At 70.1% G+C, this 22,211-nt stretch carries 23 protein-coding genes; 9 read left to right on the forward strand and 14 right to left on the reverse strand.

The genetic code is table 11. The features are described 5' to 3' along the window. Window positions 1-29: 29 nt before the first annotated feature. Both IF78_RS0121360 and IF78_RS0121365 read left to right on the forward strand, forming a co-directional pair. On the forward strand, window positions 30-974 hold the full coding sequence (locus IF78_RS0121360) for a C40 family peptidase (RefSeq protein WP_078662541.1): 945 nt from the start codon (window positions 30-32) through the stop codon (window positions 972-974). Window positions 975-1,171: 197 nt separating this feature from the next. Then, window positions 1,172-1,888, forward strand: a complete 717-nt coding sequence (locus tag IF78_RS0121365) for a phosphatase PAP2 family protein (RefSeq protein ID WP_031479224.1) — start codon at window positions 1,172-1,174, stop codon at window positions 1,886-1,888. Between the two features lie 57 nt (window positions 1,889-1,945). Here IF78_RS0121365 and IF78_RS0121370 read toward each other — a convergent pair whose 3' ends face one another. Beyond that, entirely contained in the window at window positions 1,946-3,514 is a 1,569-nt protein-coding gene (locus IF78_RS0121370; RefSeq protein WP_031479222.1) for an FAD-binding oxidoreductase, read from the reverse strand. A 355-nt stretch (window positions 3,515-3,869) separates the two neighbouring features. Here IF78_RS0121370 and IF78_RS0121375 point away from each other — a divergent pair, with 355 nt between their 5' ends. From IF78_RS0121375 to IF78_RS0121395, 5 genes are all read left to right on the forward strand, one after another. Further along, the gene (locus IF78_RS0121375) at window positions 3,870-4,334 is read left to right on the forward strand and encodes an SRPBCC domain-containing protein (protein WP_031479220.1); all 465 of its coding nucleotides are present in this window, start codon (window positions 3,870-3,872) and stop codon (window positions 4,332-4,334) included. Beyond that, window positions 4,331-4,669 (forward strand): ArsR/SmtB family transcription factor, encoded by a 339-nt coding sequence (locus IF78_RS0121380; protein WP_031479218.1) that lies wholly within the window; start codon window positions 4,331-4,333, stop codon window positions 4,667-4,669. Before IF78_RS0121375 ends, IF78_RS0121380 begins: the two co-directional genes overlap by 4 nt. A gap of 69 nt (window positions 4,670-4,738) precedes the next feature. Next, window positions 4,739-5,179: an SRPBCC family protein gene (locus IF78_RS0121385; RefSeq protein ID WP_031479216.1), complete on the forward strand. Its 441-nt coding sequence runs from the start codon at window positions 4,739-4,741 to the stop codon at window positions 5,177-5,179. A gap of 342 nt (window positions 5,180-5,521) precedes the next feature. Then, window positions 5,522-6,361, forward strand: a complete 840-nt coding sequence (locus IF78_RS0121390) for an SCO4651 family lipoprotein (protein WP_031479214.1) — start codon at window positions 5,522-5,524, stop codon at window positions 6,359-6,361. A 110-nt stretch (window positions 6,362-6,471) separates the two neighbouring features. Further along, on the forward strand, window positions 6,472-6,663 hold the full coding sequence (locus IF78_RS0121395; protein WP_031479212.1) for a hypothetical protein: 192 nt from the start codon (window positions 6,472-6,474) through the stop codon (window positions 6,661-6,663). Between the two features lie 24 nt (window positions 6,664-6,687). Here IF78_RS0121395 and IF78_RS0121400 read toward each other — a convergent pair whose 3' ends face one another. Beyond that, window positions 6,688-7,044, reverse strand: coding sequence for a metal-sensitive transcriptional regulator (locus IF78_RS0121400; protein WP_031479210.1), 357 nt, complete (start codon window positions 7,042-7,044; stop codon window positions 6,688-6,690). A gap of 237 nt (window positions 7,045-7,281) precedes the next feature. Between IF78_RS0121400 and IF78_RS0121405 the strand changes: the two genes are divergently transcribed. Together IF78_RS0121405 and IF78_RS0121410 are read left to right on the forward strand one after the other, a co-directional pair. Next, a complete protein-coding gene (locus tag IF78_RS0121405) occupies window positions 7,282-7,902 on the forward strand; it encodes a DUF47 domain-containing protein (protein ID WP_031479208.1) in 621 nt (206 codons plus the stop codon). A 9-nt stretch (window positions 7,903-7,911) separates the two neighbouring features. Further along, entirely contained in the window at window positions 7,912-8,910 is a 999-nt protein-coding gene (locus IF78_RS0121410) for an inorganic phosphate transporter (RefSeq protein WP_031479206.1), read from the forward strand. A gap of 279 nt (window positions 8,911-9,189) precedes the next feature. On the opposite strand, the gene pstB is transcribed toward IF78_RS0121410, so the two are convergent. The 12 genes from pstB to IF78_RS0121470 all read right to left on the reverse strand — a co-directional run bounded on the left by pstB (window position 9,190) and on the right by IF78_RS0121470 (window position 22,098). Then, entirely contained in the window at window positions 9,190-9,966 is a 777-nt protein-coding gene (gene pstB / locus IF78_RS0121415; protein WP_031479204.1) for a phosphate ABC transporter ATP-binding protein PstB, read from the reverse strand. A 41-nt stretch (window positions 9,967-10,007) separates the two neighbouring features. Beyond that, window positions 10,008-11,069 (reverse strand): phosphate ABC transporter permease PstA, encoded by a 1,062-nt coding sequence (pstA, locus tag IF78_RS0121420; protein WP_031479202.1) that lies wholly within the window; start codon window positions 11,067-11,069, stop codon window positions 10,008-10,010. Continuing rightward, window positions 11,066-12,070, reverse strand: a complete 1,005-nt coding sequence (gene pstC / locus IF78_RS0121425; RefSeq protein WP_031479200.1) for a phosphate ABC transporter permease subunit PstC — start codon at window positions 12,068-12,070, stop codon at window positions 11,066-11,068. The genes pstA and pstC overlap by 4 nt, the downstream gene beginning before the upstream one ends. Before the next feature lie 141 nt (window positions 12,071-12,211). Further along, entirely contained in the window at window positions 12,212-13,339 is a 1,128-nt protein-coding gene (gene pstS / locus IF78_RS0121430; RefSeq protein WP_031479198.1) for a phosphate ABC transporter substrate-binding protein PstS, read from the reverse strand. Between the two features lie 364 nt (window positions 13,340-13,703). Continuing rightward, window positions 13,704-14,126, reverse strand: coding sequence for an NUDIX hydrolase (locus IF78_RS0121435; protein WP_031479196.1), 423 nt, complete (start codon window positions 14,124-14,126; stop codon window positions 13,704-13,706). Between the two features lie 78 nt (window positions 14,127-14,204). Beyond that, on the reverse strand, window positions 14,205-15,365 hold the full coding sequence (locus IF78_RS0121440) for a CHAD domain-containing protein (RefSeq protein ID WP_031479194.1): 1,161 nt from the start codon (window positions 15,363-15,365) through the stop codon (window positions 14,205-14,207). Further along, the gene (locus IF78_RS0121445; protein ID WP_199921373.1) at window positions 15,346-17,718 is read right to left on the reverse strand and encodes an RNA degradosome polyphosphate kinase; all 2,373 of its coding nucleotides are present in this window, start codon (window positions 17,716-17,718) and stop codon (window positions 15,346-15,348) included. The genes IF78_RS0121440 and IF78_RS0121445 overlap by 20 nt, the downstream gene beginning before the upstream one ends. A 184-nt stretch (window positions 17,719-17,902) precedes the next feature. After that, complete coding sequence (locus IF78_RS0121450; RefSeq protein WP_031479190.1) at window positions 17,903-18,820, reverse strand: hypothetical protein; 918 nt, start codon at window positions 18,818-18,820, stop codon at window positions 17,903-17,905. Further along, the gene (locus IF78_RS0121455) at window positions 18,817-19,803 is read right to left on the reverse strand and encodes a hypothetical protein (protein ID WP_031479188.1); all 987 of its coding nucleotides are present in this window, start codon (window positions 19,801-19,803) and stop codon (window positions 18,817-18,819) included. Before IF78_RS0121455 ends, IF78_RS0121450 begins: the two co-directional genes overlap by 4 nt. Continuing rightward, window positions 19,800-20,804 carry an ABC transporter gene (locus tag IF78_RS0121460; protein ID WP_031479186.1) on the reverse strand — a complete coding sequence of 335 codons (1,005 nt, stop codon included), beginning with the start codon at window positions 20,802-20,804 and terminating at the stop codon, window positions 19,800-19,802. Before IF78_RS0121460 ends, IF78_RS0121455 begins: the two co-directional genes overlap by 4 nt. Continuing rightward, window positions 20,801-21,691: an ABC transporter ATP-binding protein gene (locus IF78_RS0121465; protein ID WP_031479183.1), complete on the reverse strand. Its 891-nt coding sequence runs from the start codon at window positions 21,689-21,691 to the stop codon at window positions 20,801-20,803. Before IF78_RS0121465 ends, IF78_RS0121460 begins: the two co-directional genes overlap by 4 nt. After that, window positions 21,688-22,098, reverse strand: a complete 411-nt coding sequence (locus IF78_RS0121470) for a GntR family transcriptional regulator (protein ID WP_031498428.1) — start codon at window positions 22,096-22,098, stop codon at window positions 21,688-21,690. The genes IF78_RS0121465 and IF78_RS0121470 overlap by 4 nt, the downstream gene beginning before the upstream one ends. Window positions 22,099-22,211 lie beyond the last annotated feature (113 nt).

The following is a 22,211-nucleotide window of genomic DNA, read 5'->3' on the forward strand; positions in this document are numbered from 1 at the left end:
TCGCGGTCGCGCTCGGCCTGAGCTTCGTGATGCTGCTCGTGGTCGGGGTGTACATCGTCGCCGGGAACCTGCTCAACGGCGTCGGAAAGGGCAGCGTCGGACTGGCCAAGGGTTCCGTGCCCGGTGCGTACAAGGCGCTCGTGCAGAAGTGGGGCAACCTCTGCCCCGCCATCAACCCCGCCCTGCTCGCCGCCCAGCTCTACCAGGAGAGCGGCTGGGACCCGGACGTCGTCAGCCACGCCGACGCCCGCGGCATCGCGCAGTTCATCCCGAGCACCTGGGCCACCCACGGCATCGACGGCGACGGCGACGGCGACCGTGACATCTGGGACCCGAACGACGCGATTCCGTCGGCGGCGTCGTACGACTGCGAACTCGCCAAGTACGTCAAGGACGTCCCCGGCGACACCACGAACAACATGCTCGCCGCCTACAACGCGGGCGCGTACCGCGTCATAAAGGCGGGCGGGGTGCCGTCGATCACCGAGACCCAGAACTACGTCACGAGAATCCGCAGCCTGGAGAAGAGCTTCGCCGCGCCCGTCGGCCGCGTCGACCCCACCAAGCAGGCCGCCGGTGCCATCGACTACGCCCAGAAGAAGCTCGGCACCCCCTACCTCTGGGGCGGTGAGGGCACCGCCGCGGACGGTGGGCGGTTCGACTGTTCGGGGTTGACTCAGGCCGCTTACGCGAGCGTCGGGATCTCGTTGCCGCGGGTCGCCAATGATCAGTACAACGCGGGGCCGCATCCGGCCAGGAACGAGTTGCTCCCCGGCGATCTGGTGTTCTTCTCGAAGGACCTCAACAACTCCCGGGCCATCCACCATGTCGGTATTTATGTGGGTGGCGGCTACATGATCGACGCGCCGAGAACAGGTGCTGTGATCCGGTTCGACCCGATCGACACCCCCGAGTACTTCGGGGCCACCCGGGTGACCGCGGATGGCGCGAAAGCGCTGCCCACGGCGGTTTAGACGGAGCGTGAACCCACCCCCTGAGCTGCGGCGATGGGTCTCTCTTCGATAACGTCTGCGTGATCATTCAGTGGAGTGTGGAACGTATCTCCAGGGGCCGTGCGTTCCTGGTTTCGTAGCCGGATCTACAACCACGGGGGTGGGCGGGACGGCGTACGCAAGATACGCCGGTGAGACGACGAAGGGGCCGCGGCATCATGGCTGGACTCGCAGAATCCGGGTCGAACCCCGACGTCGAGCTGCTCTTCGACATCAATGGCCTGGCCAAGGACGCGCCGAGCTGGTTCGACCGGGTCATGGAGTACGTCGGTGAGTACGGGCTGCTGCTCGCGCTGGTCCTGCTCGTGATGTGGTGCTGGTGGTCCGTGCGGCGCAGGCGCGTTGAGGACGCCGCCTCGTCCGTGGCCGCGCTCGTGTGGGCGCCGCTGGCCGCCGCCGTCGCGGTGCTCGTGAACGTGCCGATACGGGGGTTCGTCGAGCGGCCTCGGCCGTTCAAGGATCATCAGGGGCTTGAAGTCTTGGTCAACGGCAAGACCGACTACTCGTTCGTGAGTGATCACGCGACTATCGCCATGGCCCTGGGGGTCGGGTTGTTCGTCGCGAACCGGAAGTTCGGCCTCGTCGGGATCGGGCTGGCTCTTCTCGAAGGGTTCTGCCGGGTCTACATGGGCGTCCACTATCCGACCGATGTGGTCGGCGGGTTCGCGCTCGGTACGGCCGTCGCGCTGCTGCTGTCGCCACTCGCCATGGCCTTGCTGACGCCTGTGATGTCCGCCATCGAGCGGTCGCCGAGAGTGGGGTGGCTGATCAAGTCGCGGGGACAGTCCCGGGTGGGTGGGCAGGACGCGTTGATTCCGGGGGCTCGGAAGGAGACCGCGGGGGCCGGGGCTGAGGAGCGGGATCTGGCGGCCTAGGCTCCGGTCCTGCGTCCTGCGTCCTGCGTCCTGCCTTCGAACGCCGACGCCCGGCGGCTACAGCGCCTGCGGGTACGTGAAGAACCTCTCCGGGTCGTACTGCTTCTTCAGCCTCGTCAGGCGCGTCGCCGCATCCCCGTAGTACGCCTTGCGCCAGTTGCTCAGGCCCGCGTCGGTGTAGTTCTGGTACGCGGCGCCCGAGGCGTACGGCCGCATCGCGTCGTGGGCCTGCTTCAGCCAGGCCTGGGCCGCGGAACCCGTGGTGCCGGCGCGCCAGGAGGCGATGTACTGGGCCAGGAAGCGGGAGCGGCGGTGCACGAAGGCCGTCGCCGTGGGGGAGACGCGGTTGACGGCGCCGCCGAGGGCCGTGAGGGCGATGCTGCCGGAGCCGCCGCGGACCGACTGCATCTGCTTCAGCAGGGTCTGGATGCCCGCCGAGGAGAGGGAGCGGTCGAAGAAGTCAGACTTCCCCGTATATGTCTCGCGGCTCAGTGCGCCCTGCGGGGAGCGGCCGGGCGTTGAGCCGGGGAGGTGGCACTGGGCGTCCGTGGCGAAGGACGAGCAGCCCGCGTACAGCTCCATCGACTCCTCGTACGAGCGGCGCCTGAGGGTGACGTTGCTCGCGGGGCCGGGGCCGCCGGGGCGGTCGGCGAGGCGGTCCACGGCGTTCTGGAGCTCGCCGTAGGTGCCCAGCGAGAACGCCGCGACGGTGATGGTCGGGTTGCCGCCCGCATGGTTCGAGATGCTCAGTGCCGACCAGATCTCGTCGGGCTGGGTCGGGCCCCACTCCTGCCAGGCCTTGATCAGCGCGGTCGCCTTCGACCAGGGCCAGGTCATGTACGCCGTTACGGCCTGGGGGGCGGGGTGGGTCTTGAAGTGCAGCTCCGTCACGACGCCGAAGTTGCCGTTGCCGGCGCCGCGCAGGGCCCAGAAGAGGTCCTTGTTGGTGGTGGCGTTGGCGGTGAGCTGCCTGCCGTCGGCGGTGATCAGGGTGGCCTGGGTGAGGCTGTCGCAGGTCAGGCCGTAGGCGCGGGAGGTCACGCCGTGGCCGCCGCCGAGGGTGAGGCCGGAGACGCCGACGGTGGGGCAGGAGCCGGCGGGGATGGTGACGCCCTTCGCGGCGAGGGCGCGGTAGACGTCGATGAGCTTGGAGCCGGCGCCGATCACCGCGGTGTTGCCGCTCGCGCGGATGCGGTTGAGCTTGGAGACGTCGATGATCAGGCGGTTGTTGCCGGAGGACCAGCCGGCGTAGGAGTGGCCGCCGTTGCGGATGGCGACGTGGAGGTTGTGGGACCGGGCGTAGGCGAGGGTGGTGCGGATGTCGTCGGGGTGGGCGACGTAGGCGACCGCGGCGGGCTTCAGGGCGTCGAAGCGGGTGTTGTAGAGCTGGTGGGCGGACTTCCAGGAGGCGTCGCCGGGGCGGATGAGGGGGCCGTCGAGGTCTCGGGCGAGGGCGGTCCAGTTGGCGGGGGCGGCGGATTTGCTGGTGGTCGTGGATGTGGATTGTGTGCGGGTGGCTGTGTCCGCGCCGGTTCCTGTGGCGGAGTCTGTGCTGCCCTTGCACGCGGTTGTTGCCAGGGCGGTGAGGGCTGCTGCGCCGCCGCCGATGAAGGTACGCCGTTCCATGTCGCCTCCTGGGGTTACGTGGAACGAGACGGGGTGGTGGGGGTCGGGGTTCCATGCTGCGGGGCCCTCCGGGGTGAGCGGGACTTTCCTCGCCCCCGCCGCCCCTACCCGTCCCATCCCCCAGGGGCGCTGCCCCTTCGACCCCGGCCCCTCCTGGGGGCTGCCGCCCCCAGACCCCCGCTTCGGCCCTGAAGGGGCCTCGTCCTCAAGCTCCCCCAGAGGGGGCACCCCCAGACGGGCTGAATTGCCGTGACCGGCGTCGGGGGTGGACCTCATTTGGCAACCAATGGTTGCGCGTTCCGACTCGGCGTTCTACAGTAATGTGCAACCAAAGGTTGCGAAAGGAGCGGTGCTGATGGAGTACGGCAGCATCGAGCGGGAGATCTACATCGACGCCACGCCCGAGGTGGTCTACGAGGTCGTCAGCAGGCCGGAACACCTGCGGGAGTGGTGGCCGGACGAGGCGGAGCTCGAGCCGGTGCCCGGTGCCACCGGGGTCATCTCGTTCGGGGACAGTGCGGCGCCGGAGGTGAAGGTCGTGCCGGTCACGGTGGTGGAGGCCGACCCGCCCCGGCGGTTTTCCTTTCGGTGGGTGTACGACGAGGGTGAGGCCGCCTCTCCCTCCAACTCGCTCCTCGTGACCTTCGACCTGGCCCCCTCGGGCGCGGGCACGCTGCTGCGCTTCTCCGAGGAGGGGTTCCGGGAGAAGGGCTGGGAGGCGGCCGTACTCGAGGAGCAGTACCGCGAGCACGTCACCGGATGGGATTACTTCCTGCCGCGCCTCGTCGCCTACATCGCCCGGCAGGTGTCGACGCCATGAGTGTCACCGTCGACGACGAGCTCTGGTCGGCGGTGGGGGACCCCATCCGGCGGCGGATGCTCGATCTGCTGTTGACCGGAGGCGGCGGGACGGCGACCACGCTGAGCGAGCAGCTGCCGGTGACGCGGCAGGCGGTCGCCAAGCACCTCGGCGTACTCGGCCGGGTCGGGCTGGTCCACGTCACGCCGTCCGGACGCGAGCGCCTCTACCAGGTCGACGAGGCCCAGCTCGCCCGCGCCGTAGCGCAGCTGTCGTCGGTCGGGGCCGCGTGGGACGCCCGGCTCCAGCGCATCAAGCGGATCGCCGAAGCGATTCAGCGCCGTCAGGAGGACTGACCCACACGAACGAGCCATTACCAGGCACAACGAGTACCAGGCACCACGAGTCAAGAGAGAGGTACCGAGATGGTGGACATCCTGCACAGGATCGGAGCCACAGCGGCTCCCGGTGACGTCTACGCGGCCCTGACCACGATCGAAGGGCTGTCCAGCTGGTGGACGCAGGACACGGACGGCGATCCGGACGTCGGAGGAGTGATCCGGTTCCGCTTCGACGCGGGCGGGTTCGACATGAAGGTGCTGGAGGCCCGGCCCGCCGAGCGTGTGTGCTGGGAGGTCGTCGACGGTCCCGAGGAGTGGATCGGTACGCGGATTCGCTTCGAGCTCAAGCGGGAGGGCGATTTCACGGTCGTGCTGTTCCGGCACGAGGGCTGGAAGGAGCCGGTGGAGTTCATGTACCACTGCAGCACGAAGTGGGCGACCTTCCTGATGAGTCTCAAGAAGCTGGTCGAAACCGGCAAGGGCGAGCCCGCGCCGCAGGACGTCAAGATCAGCAACTGGCACTGATCTCGATATCGCGCCTGCGCCCAACCCGCACCCGTCTCCCTACCCCGTATGCGCCTCCGCGTCCGCCCGCGCCAGGCTGCGTGCGCGTCTTGCCGGGCCGTGCCAGCCGCAGGTGCAGCGGGCCGTGCAGAAAGGGCCCTTCTCCACCGTCGTCGTGCGGTGCTCCTCGGGGTTGCGGTGTTTTCTGGGGGACTTCGTTCCGTCCTGAGGCGCCACGCCGACAACGTTACCCAAGGCAAGTAAGCGCAACGCCTCCGGGCGGCGTGACGGGGGCACCTACCCGTCGTTAACCGGAACGACGAGGGGCCCGTGACGGACGTACCGGCTGGGGGTAGGCAGGCGATGACGGAGCGGCAGCAGCACAGGCGGAGGCATGGGGCGGGCGTTGCGGCCGGGGTCCTGTGTCTCTGTCTGGCGGGCAGCGGGTGCGCGGAGCGCGGGGCGGCTGCGGAGGATTCGCGCGGGCGGGACGCCGTGGAGGTCGTGCGGCGTGCCGCCGACGCGCTCGTCGGGGCCGGGAGTTCCAAGGCCCGTACGTCCATGGAGATGGCCACCGGCGGCACCCGCGTCACCATCCGCGGCGAGGGCGTGTACGACTTCCACAAGCAGTTGGGGGAGTTGAAGGTGCTGCTGCCCCAGGATCCCGCGGGTGCGACCGCCCACCGGCCGATCAGGGAGCTCCTCGCTCCCGGGGCGCTGTTCATGAAGAACCGCGGTGCCGGGGTGCCCGCCGACAAGTGGGTGCGCGTCGACACGCGCTCGCTCTCGGACGGGAACCTGGTCACCGGTGGCGCCACCGATCCGTTCGCCGCCGCTGAAGTGCTGCGGGGGGCCCGGACCGCGACCTATGTGGGGGACGAGCAGGTCGGGGGTACGCCCGTGCGGCACTACCGGGGGACCGCTGATCTCGGTGTCGCGGCGCGGGAGGCGTCCGACGGCAACAAGGAATCCCTGACGGCGGCGGCGAAAGGGTTCGCCACGGACGAGGTGCCGTTCGATGTGTATCTCGACGACGCCGGCCGGATCCGGAAGGTCCGGCATCGGTTCAGCTTCGTCAACGGGCAGCAGAGCGATGCCGTCGCCGTGGCCTCCACGACCCTGCTCTACGACTTCGGGGCCCCCGTCGACGTACGCCTTCCGGACCGTGAGGACATCTACGCGGGCAAGATCGCCGAGGAGTGAGGGTCGGCGCATGCCTACGTGACGGGCGTCAAGAACTAGCCCGTCCGTGCCATGCGCGGTCTGTAGGCCGCTCCCTACTCTAGGAAGTCGGTAACGGCAGAGAAGAGGTGATGCACGTGGCTCCGGTCGGCGGTACGGCAGTTCAGGACCACGTCGCCCTCGCCGAGATCGAGCTGTGCGGAGAGCTGATCATCGCGGCCTCGGCCGCCCGTGAGGACCGGCTCAGCCTGGAGAGCATCGACGAGGTGCTGCGCGTCGCGGAGGAGCGGGCTGGGGAGGGGCGGGGTGCCGAGGGCGGGTGAGTCCGCCCTCGCCGGTCGCGGAACTCAGGTCCGCAGCAGCCTGCCGATCGCCTTCGTCGCCTCCTCCACCTTCGCGTCGATCTCCGCACCGCCCTTGAGGGCGGCGTCGGCGACGCAGTGGCGGAGGTGTTCCTCCAGCAGCTGGAGGGCGAAGGACTGCAGGGCCTTCGTGGACGCGGACACCTGGGTGAGTATGTCGATGCAGTAGACGTCCTCGTCGACCATGCGCTGCAGACCGCGGATCTGGCCCTCGATGCGGCGCAGGCGCTTGAGGTGTTCGTCCTTCTGTTTGTGGTAGCCGTGGATGCCGCGGTCGTGGTCGGTCACCACGGTTCCGGTGTCCTCGGAGGGCGCCGTCGCGCCGGCCTCGGTGGTCGTCATCGCGTCCTCCAGACGTAAACCGCTTCATATACCCCTACTGGGTATATCGTACCGAACTTTGCTGGGTATAGGGCCTGTGGCCGACGCCGCGGAACGGCCGCTGGACTGGACCACTGGGCAGCCCCCGTGCCGACCACTGTGCCTGATGGGCGACACTGGAGGACGGCCCATTAGCCGTGGCCGGATGATGCGCCTAGCATCAGCCTGACCGAACCGACGCTTCTTGAGGACCCTCACGTGCGCTTTCGTCTGACCCCCCGGGAGACGAGCTTCTACGACATGTTCGCCGCATCCGCGGACAACATCGTCACGGGCTCGAAACTCCTGATGGAACTGCTCGGGGCGGACAACGCCGGCCGGGCCGAGATCGCAGAGCGTATGCGGGCCGCGGAACACGCAGGTGACGACGCCACACACGCGATCTTCCACCAGCTGAACTCCTCGTTCATCACGCCGTTCGACCGCGAGGACATCTACTCCCTCGCATCGTCCCTCGACGACATCATGGACTTCATGGAGGAGGCCGTCGACCTGGTCGTCCTCTACAACGTCGAGGAACTGCCCAAGGGCGTCGAGCAGCAGATCGAGGTGCTGGCGCGGGCCGCGGAGCTCACGGCCGAGGCGATGCCGAACCTGCGCACGATGGACAACCTCACCGAGTACTGGATCGAGGTCAACCGGCTCGAGAACCAGGCCGACCAGATACATCGCAAGCTCCTGGCCCACCTCTTCAACGGCAAGTACGACGCGATCGAGGTGCTGAAGCTCAAGCAGATCGTGGATGTGCTGGAGGAAGCGGCGGACGCCTTCGAGCATGTGGCGAACACGGTGGAGACCATCGCCGTCAAGGAGTCCTGAGCCCACGCCATGGACACCTTCGCGCTGGTCGTGACCATCCTGGTCGCGCTCTTCTTCACGTACACCAACGGCTTCCACGATTCGGCGAACGCGATCGCCACGTCCGTGTCGACGCGGGCGCTGACACCGCGGGCCGCGCTGCTGATGGCCGCGGTGATGAATCTCGGCGGTGCCTTTCTGGGGTCCGGCGTCGCCAAGACCGTCAGTGAGGGTCTGATCCAGACACCCGAGGGCTCGAAGGGGATGGGCATCCTCTTCGCGGCGCTGGTGGGTGCGATCACGTGGAACCTGATCACGTGGTACTACGGCCTGCCGTCCTCGTCCTCCCACGCCCTGTTCGGCGGCATGGTGGGAGCGGCGCTGGCCGGCGGGACGACGGTGTACTGGGACGGGGTCCTGGAGAAGATCGTCATCCCGATGTTCGTGTCGCCGCTCGTCGGGCTGTGCGCGGGGTATCTGGTGATGACGGCGATCATGTGGATCTTCCGGCGCGCCAATCCGCACAAGGCCAAGCGGGGGTTCCGGATCGCGCAGACCGTGTCGGCCGCCGGGATGGCGCTCGGGCATGGTCTGCAGGACGCGCAGAAGACCATGGGCATCGTGGTGATGGCGCTGGTCATCGCCGATGTCGAGGACTACGGCGATCCCATCCCGGTCTGGGTGAAGATCGTGTGCGCCGTGATGCTGTCGCTGGGGACGTACGCCGGTGGCTGGCGGATCATGCGGACGCTGGGGCGGAAGATCATCGAGCTGGATCCGCCGCAGGGGTTCGCCGCGGAGACGACCGGGGCGTCGATCATGTTCACCACGGCGTTTCTGTTCAAGGCGCCGATCTCCACGACGCATGTCATCACCTCCGCGATCATGGGCGTCGGCGCGACGAAGCGGGTGAACGCCGTGCGTTGGGGTGTGGCCAAGAACATCGTCCTCGGGTGGTTCATCACGATGCCGGCGGCTGCGTTGGTGGCGGCGGGGGCGTTCGGGGTCGTCCACCTGGCGTTCCTGTAGGCGGCAGCCCGGTGCGGGGCTGAGGTCGGGGGGTTGCGCAGCCCGGCGCGACGGGGTGCCTCCCCCAAGCTCTTCGAGCTGGGGGTACCCCCAGCGCCCACCCGTGCCGCCCATGGGGGTACCTCCCAGGCCCTTTAGGCACTGGGGGAGGCACGACTGCCCGCAGGCTGGGCACACAGAGGGGCCCGCCCCCCGGGAGCCAGGGGGCGGGCCCTTTATCTGCCTCGCGGTGGCACCGCCATGCAGCACCGCGAGGGGTTCATATCGCCGGGCGTCGGCTCAGCCGAAGCGGCCGGAGATGTAGTCCTCCGTGGCCTGGACCGACGGGTTGGAGAAGATGCGCTCCGTGTCGTCGATCTCGATCAGCTTGCCGGGCTGGCCGACGGCCGCCAGGTTGAAGAAGGCGGTGCGGTCGGAGACACGGGCGGCCTGCTGCATGTTGTGCGTCACGATGACGATCGTGAAGCGCTCCTTCAGCTCACCGATCAGGTCCTCGATCGCCAGGGTCGAGATCGGGTCCAGGGCCGAGCAGGGCTCGTCCATGAGGAGGACGTTGGGCTCGACCGCGATCGCGCGGGCGATGCACAGACGCTGCTGCTGACCACCGGAGAGGCCCGAGCCGGGCTTGTTCAGGCGGTCCTTGACCTCGTTCCAGAGGTTGGCGCCCTTGAGGGACTTCTCGACGACGTCCTGCAGCTCGCTCTTCTTGTAGCTGCCGTTCAGGCGCAGGCCCGCCGCCACGTTGTCGAAGATCGACATCGTGGGGAACGGGTTCGGGCGCTGGAACACCATGCCGACCTCGCGGCGGACCGACACCGGGTCGATGCCGGCGCCGTACAGGTCTTCGTCGTCCAGGAGGACCTTGCCCTCCACGCGGCCGCCCGACGTCACCTCGTGCATGCGGTTCAGCGTGCGCAGGAACGTCGACTTGCCGCAGCCGGAGGGGCCGATGAAGGCCGTCACCGAGCGCGGCTCGACCGTCATCGAGATGTCTTCTATCGCCTTGTGGGAGCCGTAGTAGGCGGTCAGTCCGCTTACGTCGATTCGCTTGGCCATGACTACTTCACTTCCAGATCTTCGGTCGCTGTATGGCCGCGTCAGCGACCGGTCTTCGGGGCCTTCCAGCGGGCGATGCCGCGGGCCACCAGGTTCAGGATCATCACGAAGGCGATCAGCGTGAGCGACGCCGCCCAGGCTCGGTCGAACGCCGCCTCCGAGCCCGCGCTGTTCGCGTACTGCTGGTAGATGTACAGCGGCAGCGAGGACTGCGCGCCCTCGAAGGGGTTGGCGTTGATGAACGAGTTGCCGAACACCAGCAGCAGAACCGGAGCGGTCTCACCGGTGATACGGGCGACCGCCAGCATGATGCCGGTCGTGATGCCGCCGATGGAGGTCGGCACGACCACCTTCAGGATCGTGCGCCACTTCGGGACGCCGAGCGCCAGGGAGGCCTCGCGCAGCTCGTTCGGGACGAGCTTGAGCATCTCCTCGGTGGAGCGCACGACCACCGGCATCATCAGGATCGCCAGGGCCATCGAGCCGGCGAAGCCGAAGGGCTGCATGTCCAGCATCAGCATGATGCTGAGGATGAACAGACCCGCGACGATCGACGGGATGCCGGTCATGACGTCGACGAAGAAGGTGATGGCCTGGGCGAGCTTCCCGCGGCCGTACTCCACCAGGTAGATCGCGGTGAGCACACCGACGGGCGCGGCGATCAGGGTGGCGAGGCCGACCTGCTCCAGGGTGCCGAGGATGGCGTGGTAGATACCGCCGCCCGGCTCGGAGTCGGCGACCACACCCATGGAGTGGGTCAGGAAGTAGACGTCGAGGACCTTGATGCCGCGCACCACGGTCGACCAGACCAGGGAGGCCAGCGGGACGACGGCGAGCAGGAAGGCGACCCAGACCAGCGAGGTCGCGATGCGGTCCTTGGCCTGGCGGGAACCCTCGACGCGGGCGGCGATGACGTACGTGCCGAGGAGGAAGAGGAGACCGGCGATCAGGCCGATCTGGATCCGGCTGTCGAGGCCGGCGCCCAGGCCGATGCCGATCGCGACGGCGATGGAGCCGAGGGCGATGGCGTATGGGGACCACTTGGGCAGACGGGCGCCGCGCAGGGTGCTGGGGCGCTTGTCGGCGATGGTGGCGTGGCTCATGCGTTGGCCCCCGAGTACTCCTTGCGGCGGGCGATGATCGCGCGGGCCGCGCCGTTGACCAGCAGGGTGATGACGAACAGGACCAGACCGGAGGCGATCAGCGCGTCACGGCCGAACTCGGACGCCTCACCGAACTTGCTGGCGATGTTCTGGGCGAAGGTTCCGCCGCCCGGGTTGAGCAGGCTGGCGTGGATGTCGAAGTCGGGGGAGAGCACGGTGGCCACGGCCATGGTCTCGCCGAGGGCGCGGCCGAGGCCGAGCATCGAGGCGGAGATCACGCCGGAGCGGCCGAAGGGGAGGACCGCCATGCGGATGACCTCCCAGCGGGTGGCGCCGAGCGCCAGGGCCGCCTCCTCGTGCATCTGCGGGACCTGGCGGAAGACCTCACGGCTCACGTTGGTGATGATCGGCAGGATCATGATCGCGAGCAGGATGCCGACCGTCAGCATCGAGCGGGCCGGACCTTCCTCCCAGGAGAAGATCCCGGTCCAGCCGAAGTAGTCGTTCAGCCAGTGGAAGAGGCCGTCCATGTGCGGTACGAGGATCAGCGCGCCCCACAGGCCGTACACGATGGACGGCACGGCGGCGAGCAGGTCGATCACGTACGCGATCGGGCCGCCGAGCTTGCGCGGGGCGTAGTGCGTGAGGAAAAGCGCGATGGCGACGGCGATCGGGACCGCGATGACCATGGCGATGATCGAGGACACGATCGTGCCGTAGGCCAGGACGGCGATACCGAAGACCGGCGGGACGGTGCCGGTGTTCCACTCGAAGGTCGTGAGGAAGTTGCCCTCGTCCTTGCTGATGGCGAGGGTCGCGCGGTAGGTGAGGAAGACCGCGATGGCGGCCATGATCACCAGCAGGAAAATGCCGGAACCCCGGGACAGACCGAGGAAGATCCGGTCACCGGGTCGGGTGGCGCCACGGGCCGCGCGCTTCTGCTCGGCCGGGGAGGGCTGTGGAGTTGGGGGTGCTTGTGTGTTCTGTGTCGATATGTCCATCGGGTTCTCCGGTCTGCGGAGCCACACGCGGGTCTACGGCGGCTCGGAGGAGCCGTATGGGACACACGGCTCCGGGCGGCGGTGCACCGGACGGTGCGGTCCGGTCCGGGTTCTCGACGCCCGGACCGGACCGCACTCAGGTCAGCTCAGGCCCTCGATGGTGGTACGAACCTCGGAGATGATCTCCTCGGGCATCGGGGCGTAGTCGTTCTCGGCGAGGACCTTCTGGCCGTCCTCGGAGGCGATGTAGCGCAGGAACGCCTTGGTCGCGGCCAGGGTCTCGGCCTTGTTGCCCTTGTCGCAGACGATCTCGTACGTCACCAGGGTGATCGGGTAGGCGCCCTCGGCCTTGGTGGCGTAGTCGAGCTCGAGCGCCATGTCCTTGCCGGTGCCGACGCGCTTGGCGGCGGCGACCATCTTGGAGGCGTTCTCCGTGGTGGCCTGGACCGGGGCGGAGGCGCCGGTGTCGATCTGGGCCGACTTGATGGCGTCCTTGGCGTACGACAGCTCCATGTAGCTGATGGCGCCGGAGGTCTGCTTGACCTGCTGGGCGACACCGGTGGAGCCCGAGGCGGACTGGCCGCCCTTGGCCTGCCAGGCCTTGCCGCCCTCGTACGGCCAGTCGGCCTTGGCGGTGGCGATCAGGTACTTGGTGAAGTTGTCCGTGGTGCCGGACTCGTCCGAGCGGTGGAACGCCTGGATCTTGAGGTCGGGAAGCTTCGCGTCGGGGTTCAGCTTCGCGATCGCCGGGTCGTTCCAGTTCTTGATCTTGTCGTTGAAGATCTGGGCGATGGTCTTCGCGTCCAGGGTGAGGTTGTCGACGCCCGGGACGTTGTAACCGACGGCGATCGGGCCGCCGACCATCGGGAGGTCGATGCCCTGGCCGCCCTTGCAGACCTGCTTGGAGGCGGTGATCTCTTCCTCGTCCAGCGCGGAGTCGGAGCCGGCGAAGGCGACCTGGCCCTGCGTGAACGCGGTGACGCCGGCGCCGGAGCCGCCGCCCTTGTAGTTGATCTGGACGTTCTTGCACGCGGCCGTGAACTGCTTGACCCAGGCGTCGATGGCGTTCTTCTGCGCGGAGGAGCCGTCGGCGAGCAGCTGGCCCGAGGCGTCGTCGCACTTGATGTTGCTGGCGCCGGTGCTGGAGGTGGTGTCCCCGCCGCCGTTGGTGCCGGTGTCGTCGGAGCCGCACGCCGTGAGGGCCAGGGCGCCGGAGACGGCGAGAGCGCCGAGAGCGAGTGCCCGCCGGTTCTTGCGCTGAAGCTTCACTTGAGGGAGTTCCTTCCAGGAGCCGCCGTCCTGAATCGGCGGCGTGCGAAGAATGAGGGATGCGGACACGTCCCCCCGGGGCCGCAGTCCGTCATCGTGCAGGGCCGAAATTAGGCAGAACAGGTGAAGCCGCCGATGGGCGTAAATGAACGGGGGGTGAACCCCTGGGGACGGTGCGGTGAGGTAACGGAACGCTCACGTTGGGGACACGGCGGGATACCGACGGCAACCGTTCCGGCCTGGGCACTCTGAGTAGTGGCGCGCTTCCTGCCGGGGAACTGGAGGGGCCTTTTTCGGACACGCGTGCGGCCTTTTGTGGCTCGTGCGGTCCGGGCGGTCCGTGCGGTCGAGGGTGCCGTGTCGGCTACGTCCTGTGCAGGGAGCTGAGGAGGGCGTCGACCAGGGTGCGGTCCCGGGGTTGGGTCAGCCGGAGCCGGGCGGCCGTCGGGGAGAGCCACAACAGGCGGTCCACCTCGGTGGTGGGGGTGAACGTGCCGGGGCCCGCCTCGGCAGCCCAGTAGCGCACCTCCTTGGGGCGGTCGTTCGCCATGTACCGCAGCGTCGGCAGCTCGGCGCCGGGCCGGGCGGTGTGGCCGGTCTCCTCGGCCACCTCGCGCAGGGCCCCGTCGAGGGGGTCCTCGTCGCGCTTGAGTTTGCCCTTCGGGTGGGACCAGTCGTCGTACTTCGGTCGGTGGACCAGGCATATCTCCAGCTCACCGTCTACCGGCGAACGGCGCCACAGGACGCAGCCGGCCGCGTGGACGGTGAGGTCCTTCGCGTGAGTCACCGGGGGTGTGCCTCCTTCGGGGGCCCGGGGGTGCCTGCCGTCTTCAGGGGCTCGGGGTGCCTGCCCTGCTCAGGTCGCCTACGCGGTGCCCACCGTCTGCATCTGCCAGGACTGCTGGAACGCGAAACGCGCCGCCTCCACCTCGTGCCGCTGGTCGGCGTGCAGCACGCCGAGGGCGTACGCCGTCGCCGGGGCGATCCGCGGGGTGCGGGCCGCCTGGGCCGCGGCGGCCGCCGCCTCGGAGGCGTCGCGGTGCCGGTTGAGTGCCTGACCCGCCGCCAGCAGCCGTACGTCCACCGGGGCGCTGTCGCCGTACAGGACCTCGCGGGCGTAGCGGTGCAGGCGCAGCAGGAGGCGGACCTGGTGCCAGGGGGCGTCCTGCGGGTGCGGGGCCGGGTCCGGGGACAGGCCGTGGATCAGGGCCTCGGCGTTGTAGGGGTGGCCGGCGGTCACCAGGGGCAGTGCCGCGACCGCGTCCGTGAGGCGCTCCTCGGCCGCGGCGGCGAGGGGGCGCAGGGTGGCGGTGGGTGCGGCGGGGGTGAGGGGGACCTCGCTGGCCAGTACGGCGATGTTGTCGGCGACGGCGTGAAAGCGGGAGGAGCCGAGGGCCTGGAGGGCGGTGCTGTGCGCTCGGGTCCGGGCGAGGGTGAGCTGGCGCTCGAGCAGGGCGCCTGCTTTGGCCGCGCCCACGGTGAGGTTGCCGCGTTCCGGAGTGGGCGTCGGGGTGGGCGGGCCCGAGTGGGACGGTGCCGCTCGCTGCGGGACGGGCGCCGCCCCGGCGGCACGACTGCCTCCAGCCGAGTCGGCGAGTTCCGCCGAGCCGCCCGCCGAACCCGGCCCGGGCACCTCCGCCGTGCCCATCTGGGCGGGCAGCACCGTTGCCCCCGACAAGCGGTGCAGGGCCAGCAACAGGCGGTCCAGGCGGGCCGCGCATGCGTGTTCCATGGCGAGCGTGCCCGAGAGCCAGGCCAGTTCCGGGCGGATGGCCTCCGACCAGTCGGTGTCCAGCAAGGGGCGGAACGTGTGCAGGCTGGCGCTGATACGGCGGGCCGAGCGGCGTAGCGCCCGGGCCGCGTCGACGGACTCCTGGGAGCCGTTGGCCGCGCCCCCACCGGTCTCCCGGTGCAGGCGCAGGGCTCGGAGGAACTCCGTGGCCTGGGCGCGCAGGTAGCCCGCGAGGGCGTCCCCGGTCACAGCCCCGGCCGTGGGATCCGTCGGGTCAAGGTGTTGCTGTGCCACGCCGGCGCCTCCGGGCGTCTATGAGCATCTCCTGGACGTTGCGCAGGGGCTGGCCGTCCGCGTCCGTCGCATGCCGGGTCCACTCGCCTTCCGGTCCGAGGTGCCAGGACACGGTGGTGTCGGACATACCGGTCTCCAGGAGCCGGTTGAGCGCGGCGCGGTGGGCCGGGTCGGTGACCCTGACCAGGGCTTCGATACGTCGGTCGAGGTTGCGGTGCATCATGTCGGCGCTGCCTATCCATACCTCGGGTTCGCCGCCGTTGCCGAAGGCGAAGACCCGGGAGTGTTCGAGGAAGCGGCCGAGTACCGAGCGGACGCGGACGTTCTCCGACAGCCCCGCCACACCCGGGCGGACCGCGCAGATGCCGCGGACCCAGATGTCGACCGGCACGCCCGCCTGGGACGCGCGGTAGCAGGCGTCGATGACCGCCTCGTCGACTATGGAGTTGACCTTGATGCGGACGTAGGCGGGACGCCCGGCACGGTGGTGCTGGACCTCCTTGTTGATCCGCGATACCAGGCCGTCACGCAGGGACTTGGGGGCGACCAGCAGCCGCCGGTACGTCTCCCGGCGCGAGTAGCCGGAGAGCCGGTTGAACAGGTCGGACAGGTCGGCGCCGACCTGCGGGTCGGCCGTCAGCAGACCCAGGTCCTCGTAGAGGCGGGCCGTCTTCGGGTGGTAGTTGCCGGTGCCGACATGGCTGTAGCGCCGTAGCGTCTCGCCCTCCTGGCGGACCACCAGCGACAGCTTGCAGTGGGTCTTCAGGCCGACGAGGCCGTAGACCACATGGCAGCCGGCCTCCTCCAGCTTGCGCGCCCACTTGATGTTTGCGTGCTCGTCGAAGCGGGCCTTGATCTCGACCAGGACGAGGACCTGCTTGCCGGCCTCGGCGGCGTCGATGAGCGCGTTGACTATGGGGGAGTCGCCGGAGGTGCGGTACAGGGTCTGCTTGATCGCGAGGACGTCCGGGTCGTCGGCCGCCTGCTCCAGGAAGGCCTGCACGGAGGTGGAGAAGGAGTCGTACGGGTGGTGCAGCAGCACGTCCCGCTTGCGCAGCGCGGCGAAGATGTCCGGCGCGGACGCCGACTCGACCTCGGCGAGATCGCGATGGGTGCCCGCGACGAACTTCTGGTACTTCAGCTCGGGCCGGTCGATGGAGGCGATGCGGAACAGGCCGGTGAGGTCCAGGGGGCCGGTCAGCGGGTAGACCTCGGCCTCGCTGATCTTCAGCTCGCGCACCAGCAGGTCCAGGACCTCCTGGTTGATGTTCTCCTCGACCTCCAGGCGCACCGGCGGCCCGAAGCGGCGCCGCATGAGCTCCTTCTCCAGGGCCTGGAGCAGGTTCTCGGCGTCGTCCTCCTCGACCTCCAGGTCCTCGTTGCGGGTGACCCGGAAGGCGTGGTGCTCCAGCACCTCCATGCCCGGGAACAGCTCCTCCAGGTGCGCGGCGATGACGTCCTCGAGCGGGACGAACCGGCCGGGGGAGGCCTCCAGGAAGCGGGAGAGCAGCGGCGGCACCTTGACGCGGGCGAAGTGCGGGGTGCCGGTGACGGGGTTGCGCACCCGCACGGCCAGGTTCAGGGACAGGCCGGAGATGTACGGGAACGGGTGCGCGGGGTCGACCGCCAGCGGGGTCAGGACCGGGAAGATCTGGTGCCGGAACAGGGTGAAGAGGCGGGCCTGCTCCTTCTCCGTCAGCTCGTTCCAGCGGACCAGGTGGATGCCCTCCTCCGCGAGCGCGGGGGCGACGTCCTCGTGGTAGCAGGCGGCGTGCCGGGCCATCAGCTCGCGGGAGCGGGCCCAGATCATCTCCAGGACCTCGCGGGGCTGCAGGCCGGACGCGGAGCGGGTGGCGACACCGGTCGCGATACGGCGCTTCAGTCCGGCCACCCGGACCATGAAGAACTCGTCCAGGTTGCTGGCGAAGATCGCCAGGAAGTTGGCCCGCTCCAGGAGCGGGGTGTTCGGGTCCTCGGCGAGTTCGAGGACGCGCTCGTTGAACGCGAGCCAGCTGCGCTCCCGGTCCAGGAACCGGCCCTGGGGCAGCTGGACGCCGTCGACGAGTGACTCCTCGTAAGCGTCGAGGTCGGCGTCGATGTCCGGTTCCAGGTCGGAGACGACCGCGGAGACCGTGTGCGGGCGGTGAGCCGCGATGGAGCCCACGGAGGGCTGCGCGTGCTGGACCTTGGCCTGGGCGTTTGTGGACTGGCTCATATGCCCATTGTTCCGCGCGTCGAGGTTTATGGGCGCGTCGGAAAGCGCGGGTGGGAGCGGCGCGGGGAGGTGTCGGGCGTCCCCGTTCCTCGCGTTCCCCTCCGGGGGCGGCGAAGGCGCTGGCACGGCGGCGGTCATTGGCTAAGGGTCACAAGCCCGTCTGAACCAATGGTTACGGAGACATGGCGTGTGGGATAGCGGGGGGCGGCTCGCGGGCGTCTACGTGTCCGGCCGGCTGTCCAGACCGCACGTCCCTCCCCCCGTGGAGGGACGTGCGGTTGGTCTTGTGGGACGCGCCGGTCGCTGTGTGATGCGCCGGTGTCTACGTGGTGCGGCGGCGCAGCAGCCAGAAGGCGGCGAGGGTCGCGACGGCGGCCACGGTGAGGACGAGGCAGGTCTCGACGTACTGGAGAGGCCAGAAGTGGGAGTGGGGGTGGAACGTCGCTCGGGTGAGGCTGTCGGCCCAGCCCAGCTGCCAGGCCGAGCGAGGCAGCTCGAAGCCGCCCGCTTCGGCGCGGGTGACCGTCGGCCAGAACTCCCAGCGGTAACGCTCCAGCACGTTGTAGAGGACGAGCGCGGCCCCGAACCCGACCCCGGCCGCGGGCAGCGCCCGACGCAGCAGCAGTCCGGCGAGCGCGCCGAGGGCGAGGCCCGCCAAGGGGTACGCGACCGCGGTCGGGCCGGTGCTGAGGAAGACGTCCGGGTAGTACCAGTCCCCGACCAGGTTGGGGTCGTCGTCCCCCCGTGCCCACAGGCCCAGCAGCGTGACCGCGCCCGTGCCCGCGGTGAGCAGCACGGCCGGTACGGCGAGCTTGGCGGCCAGCCAGCGGGCCGGGGTGACCGACTGGGTCCAGGCGAGCTTCGCGGTGCCGCTCTCCAGCTCGCGCCCGATGAGCGCGCCGCCCGCCCAGGCGGCCACGGCGAAGATCGCGTACGACAGGGCCCCGGCGATCAGTGCGATGAAGGTGCGGTACGTGTCGTCGGCGGTGACCGCCTCCATGGCCCGGCAGGAGGGCAGGCCGTCGACGGCGACCGGTTCGGCACACCCGCCCACGCCCCGGCGGGCCTCGTCGCCGATGGCGTACATCCAGATCAGTACGCCAGTGGCGGCGGCCACGGCCAGGCACCAGAAGATCAGGGCCGAGCGGTGCAGCCGCAGGACGGTCCAGGTCAGGCCCCGTGCTCCGCGCGGCGGCCGGTCGGTGGCGGGGGTCGCTGTGGCGGGGAGTGCGGTGGTCATACGGCGGCTCCGGTACGGCGGTGCAGCAGACAGAAGGCGGCGGCGGTGGCCAGCGCGGCGGCGCCCAGCAGGAGGCCGGTCTCGACGAGATGGAGCGGCCAGAAGTGTGAGGCGGGGTGGTAGTGGGTGTAGTAGCCGACGATGTCGTGGGCCGCGAGGCACGTACCGCCGTCGTCGCCGCACATCGGGTTGGGGACGCGGGCGCCTGTGGAGGTGAGGGCGCCCTGGGGGCCTTGGACGATGACGTGATCCGGTGACTGGTAGCCGGTGCCGGTCGCGGTCTCCCAGGGCACCAGGTTGCGGCTCGCGACGGTGGCGAGTTCCTCCAGTGCGCCGGTGGCGACCAGGGCGGCGACGAGTGCCGGGAGCGCGCGGCGCAGGAGCAGGCCCGCGAGGGCGCCGACGGCGAGGGCGAGCAGGGGTGCGGCGATGGCGACGGTGCCGTTGGCCTGGAAGTTGTCCTCGGTGTACCAGGACCACTTCCCCAGCGAGAGCGGGTGCGCGTCGGACACCAGGCGGTGCAGGAGGACGAGGACGGTCATGCCGACGGCGACCGGGAGCGCCGGGACGGCGAGCTTGGCGGCCAGCCAGCGGACGGGGGTGATGCCCTGGGTCCAGGCGAGGCGTGCCGTGCCGTTCTCCATGTCCCGTCCGACGAGGGCGGCGCCCGCCCAGGCGGCGACCAGCACGGGGAGCCAGTTCAGGCCCAACCCGGCGGCTCTGAAGAGGCGGTCGTAGTCGTGGATCGGGTCGCCCCACACGCAGGCCTCGCGGCCGGCGCACACCCGGTCCCACTCCGCCTGCGCCGCGTCGGCACCCGGGCCGTACGCCCACAGCAGTACGGCCGCTCCGCCGAGGACGACGACCGCCCACACGATCAGGGCCGAGCGGTGCAGGCGCAGGACGGTCCAGGTCAGGCCACGGGGCCCGCGCGGCGGACGGCCGGTGGCGGGGGCCGCCGTGGCGGGGAGTGCGGTGGTCATACGGCGGCTCCGGTACGGCGGCGCAGCAGCCGGAAGGCGATTAGGACCGCCAGGGCCGCGACGGCGAGGACGAGGGCGGTCTCCATGAGCTGGAGGGGCCAGAAGTGGGAGGCCGGGTGGTGGTCGCGGTAGTAGCCGACGACGTCGTGCTCGGCGAGGCACTTGGTGTCCTCGAGGCAGACGGGGTCCGAGATGCGGGCGCCGGTGGAGGTGAGCGCGCCCTCGCCGAGGGGCATGCCGACGCCCTCGGGGTGCCCGTCCTTGCTGGTCAGCGTCTCGACCGGCCACAGGTGCGGGCGCCATGCGGAGAGCGTGTACATGAGGACGAGGAGCCCCACGGCCGCGGTGCCGAGCGCGGGCAGGGCGCGGCGCTGGAGCAGGCCCGCGAGGACGCCGACGGCGAGGCCGAGGAGGGCGTACGCGGTGGCGAGGGTGCCGTTGGCCAGGAAGATGTCGTCCTCGTACCACTCCCGCCAAGGCGTGATCGACCGCAGCCGGCCGGTCGACGACCATGCCAGGCGGTGCAGCAGCGTGAGCACGGTCGTGCCCGACACGAGCAGGACGGCCGCCACGGCGAGCTTGGCGGCCAGCCAGCGGGCCGGGGACACCGACTGGGTCCAGGCCAACTGGGCGGTTCCGCTCTCCAGTTCGCGCCCGATGAGCGCGGCGCCGGCCCAGGCGGCGACGAGCAGCGGCACGAAGCTCAGGAGGGGGTCGCCGAGAGTGTTGGCCAGGTTGAGGCGGCTGATGGCGGGACCCGAGAAGTCGCAGTCCGGGCCGACGTCCCGCAAGTGGCAGCCCATCGCCCGGTATTCGGCCCAGGCGGCGTCCGTCCCCGGCCCGTACGTGAACAGCAGAGCCCCCGCACCGACGGCCACCAGCAGCGCCCAGAACCACAGCGCCCAGCGGTGCACGCGCAGCATCGCCCAGACCAGTCCGCGCGGCCCTCGGGAGGGCGCGACGCCGGTGGACGGCGTCTCGACGGTCAGGGCGGTGGTCATACGGCGGCCTCTCGCGCGGAGTCCAGCCGCAGGGCCGGGGCCTCGGGGGTGCGCAGGTGGGCGAGGACCAGCTCCTCCAGGGTCGGGGCGGTGACCTGCCAGCCGTCGCCGAGGGAACCCTCCGGCCGTACGAGCGCGGTGAGTTGACGACCCGTCGTACGGGACTCGACCACGGTGTGCGGCTCCAGGGACGCGTCCGCCCGCCCGGTGACGAGCCGATGCGCGGCGAGGAGGTCGTCCAGGGGGCCGGCGAGGCGGACGCGGCCGGCGCCGAGCAGCAGGAGGTGGTCGCAGGAGCCGTCCAGTTCGGCGACGACGTGCGAGGACATGACAACCGTAGTGCCGTGTTCGGCGGCGTCGGCCATGAGCGCGGCCATCAGCTGGTGCCGGGCGAGCGGGTCGAGGTCGGCCATCGGCTCGTCCAGGAGCAGCACTTCGGGGCGCTTGCCGAGGGCGAGGGCGAGTGCGACGCGGGTGCGCTGGCCGCCGGAGAGCGTGCGCACCTTCGCGTCCGGGTCGAGGCCGCCCTCGGCGACGATCCGTTCGGCGACGGCGGCGTCCCAGCGGCGGGGGTTCAGCTCGCGGCCGAAGCGCAGGGTGTCGGCAACGGTGAGCTGGGGGTGCAGGGGCTTGTCCTGGGCGACGTACGCGACTCGCTCCCGAACGGCCGCCGGGGCCTGGCCGAGGACGCTGATCGTGCCCTCGCTGGGCCGGGCCAGGCCGGCGGCGAGGGAGAGCAGGGTCGACTTGCCCGCGCCGTTCGGTCCGACGAGGGCGCAGATCCGGCCCGCCGGGAGCCGGAAGGCACAGTCGTCCAAGGCCGGCTTGCGGCGCCGGCGTCCGAAGCCCTTGCTCAGCGCGGCCGCCTCGATGGCGGTCTCGGTCATGACTCGTCCCCCTTGGTGTGCGTGGTGAAGCGCGTGTCGAAGTGCGTGTCCAGTACGGAAGTGAAGAGAGCGTCCACGTCGTCGCGGTCCAGCCCGGCCTCGCGGGCCCGCACGGCCCACGCGTCCAGTTCGGCCCGCAGAGGCGAGTCGGCCGGGGCGGCCCCCAGCGCCCGCCGCACGAAGGTGCCGAGCCCCCGCCGTGCCTCGACCAGGCCCTCGCGCTCCAGTTCCCGGTAGGCCTTCAGGACGGTGTTGGGATTGATGGCGGTCGCCTCGACGACCTCCCGGGCCGTGGGCAACTTGTCGCCGGGCTCCAACAGGCCCAGGCGCAGGGCCTGTTTGGTCTGCTGGACGATCTGCACGTAGGTGGCGACGCCGGAGCGTCGGTCGATGCGGTACTCGACCATCCGTTGCACCACCCTTTCACTAATTGAGTAGTGAAAGGGTGGTGGAAGGGGGGCTTGGAAGTCAAGTGGGCTGGTGAGGCGAGGGCCGGGCGAGGTCATGTGGGCCGTCGTGA

This window comes from Streptomyces bicolor (genome assembly GCF_000719285.1).
Taxonomy (GTDB): domain Bacteria; phylum Actinomycetota; class Actinomycetes; order Streptomycetales; family Streptomycetaceae; genus Streptomyces; species Streptomyces bicolor.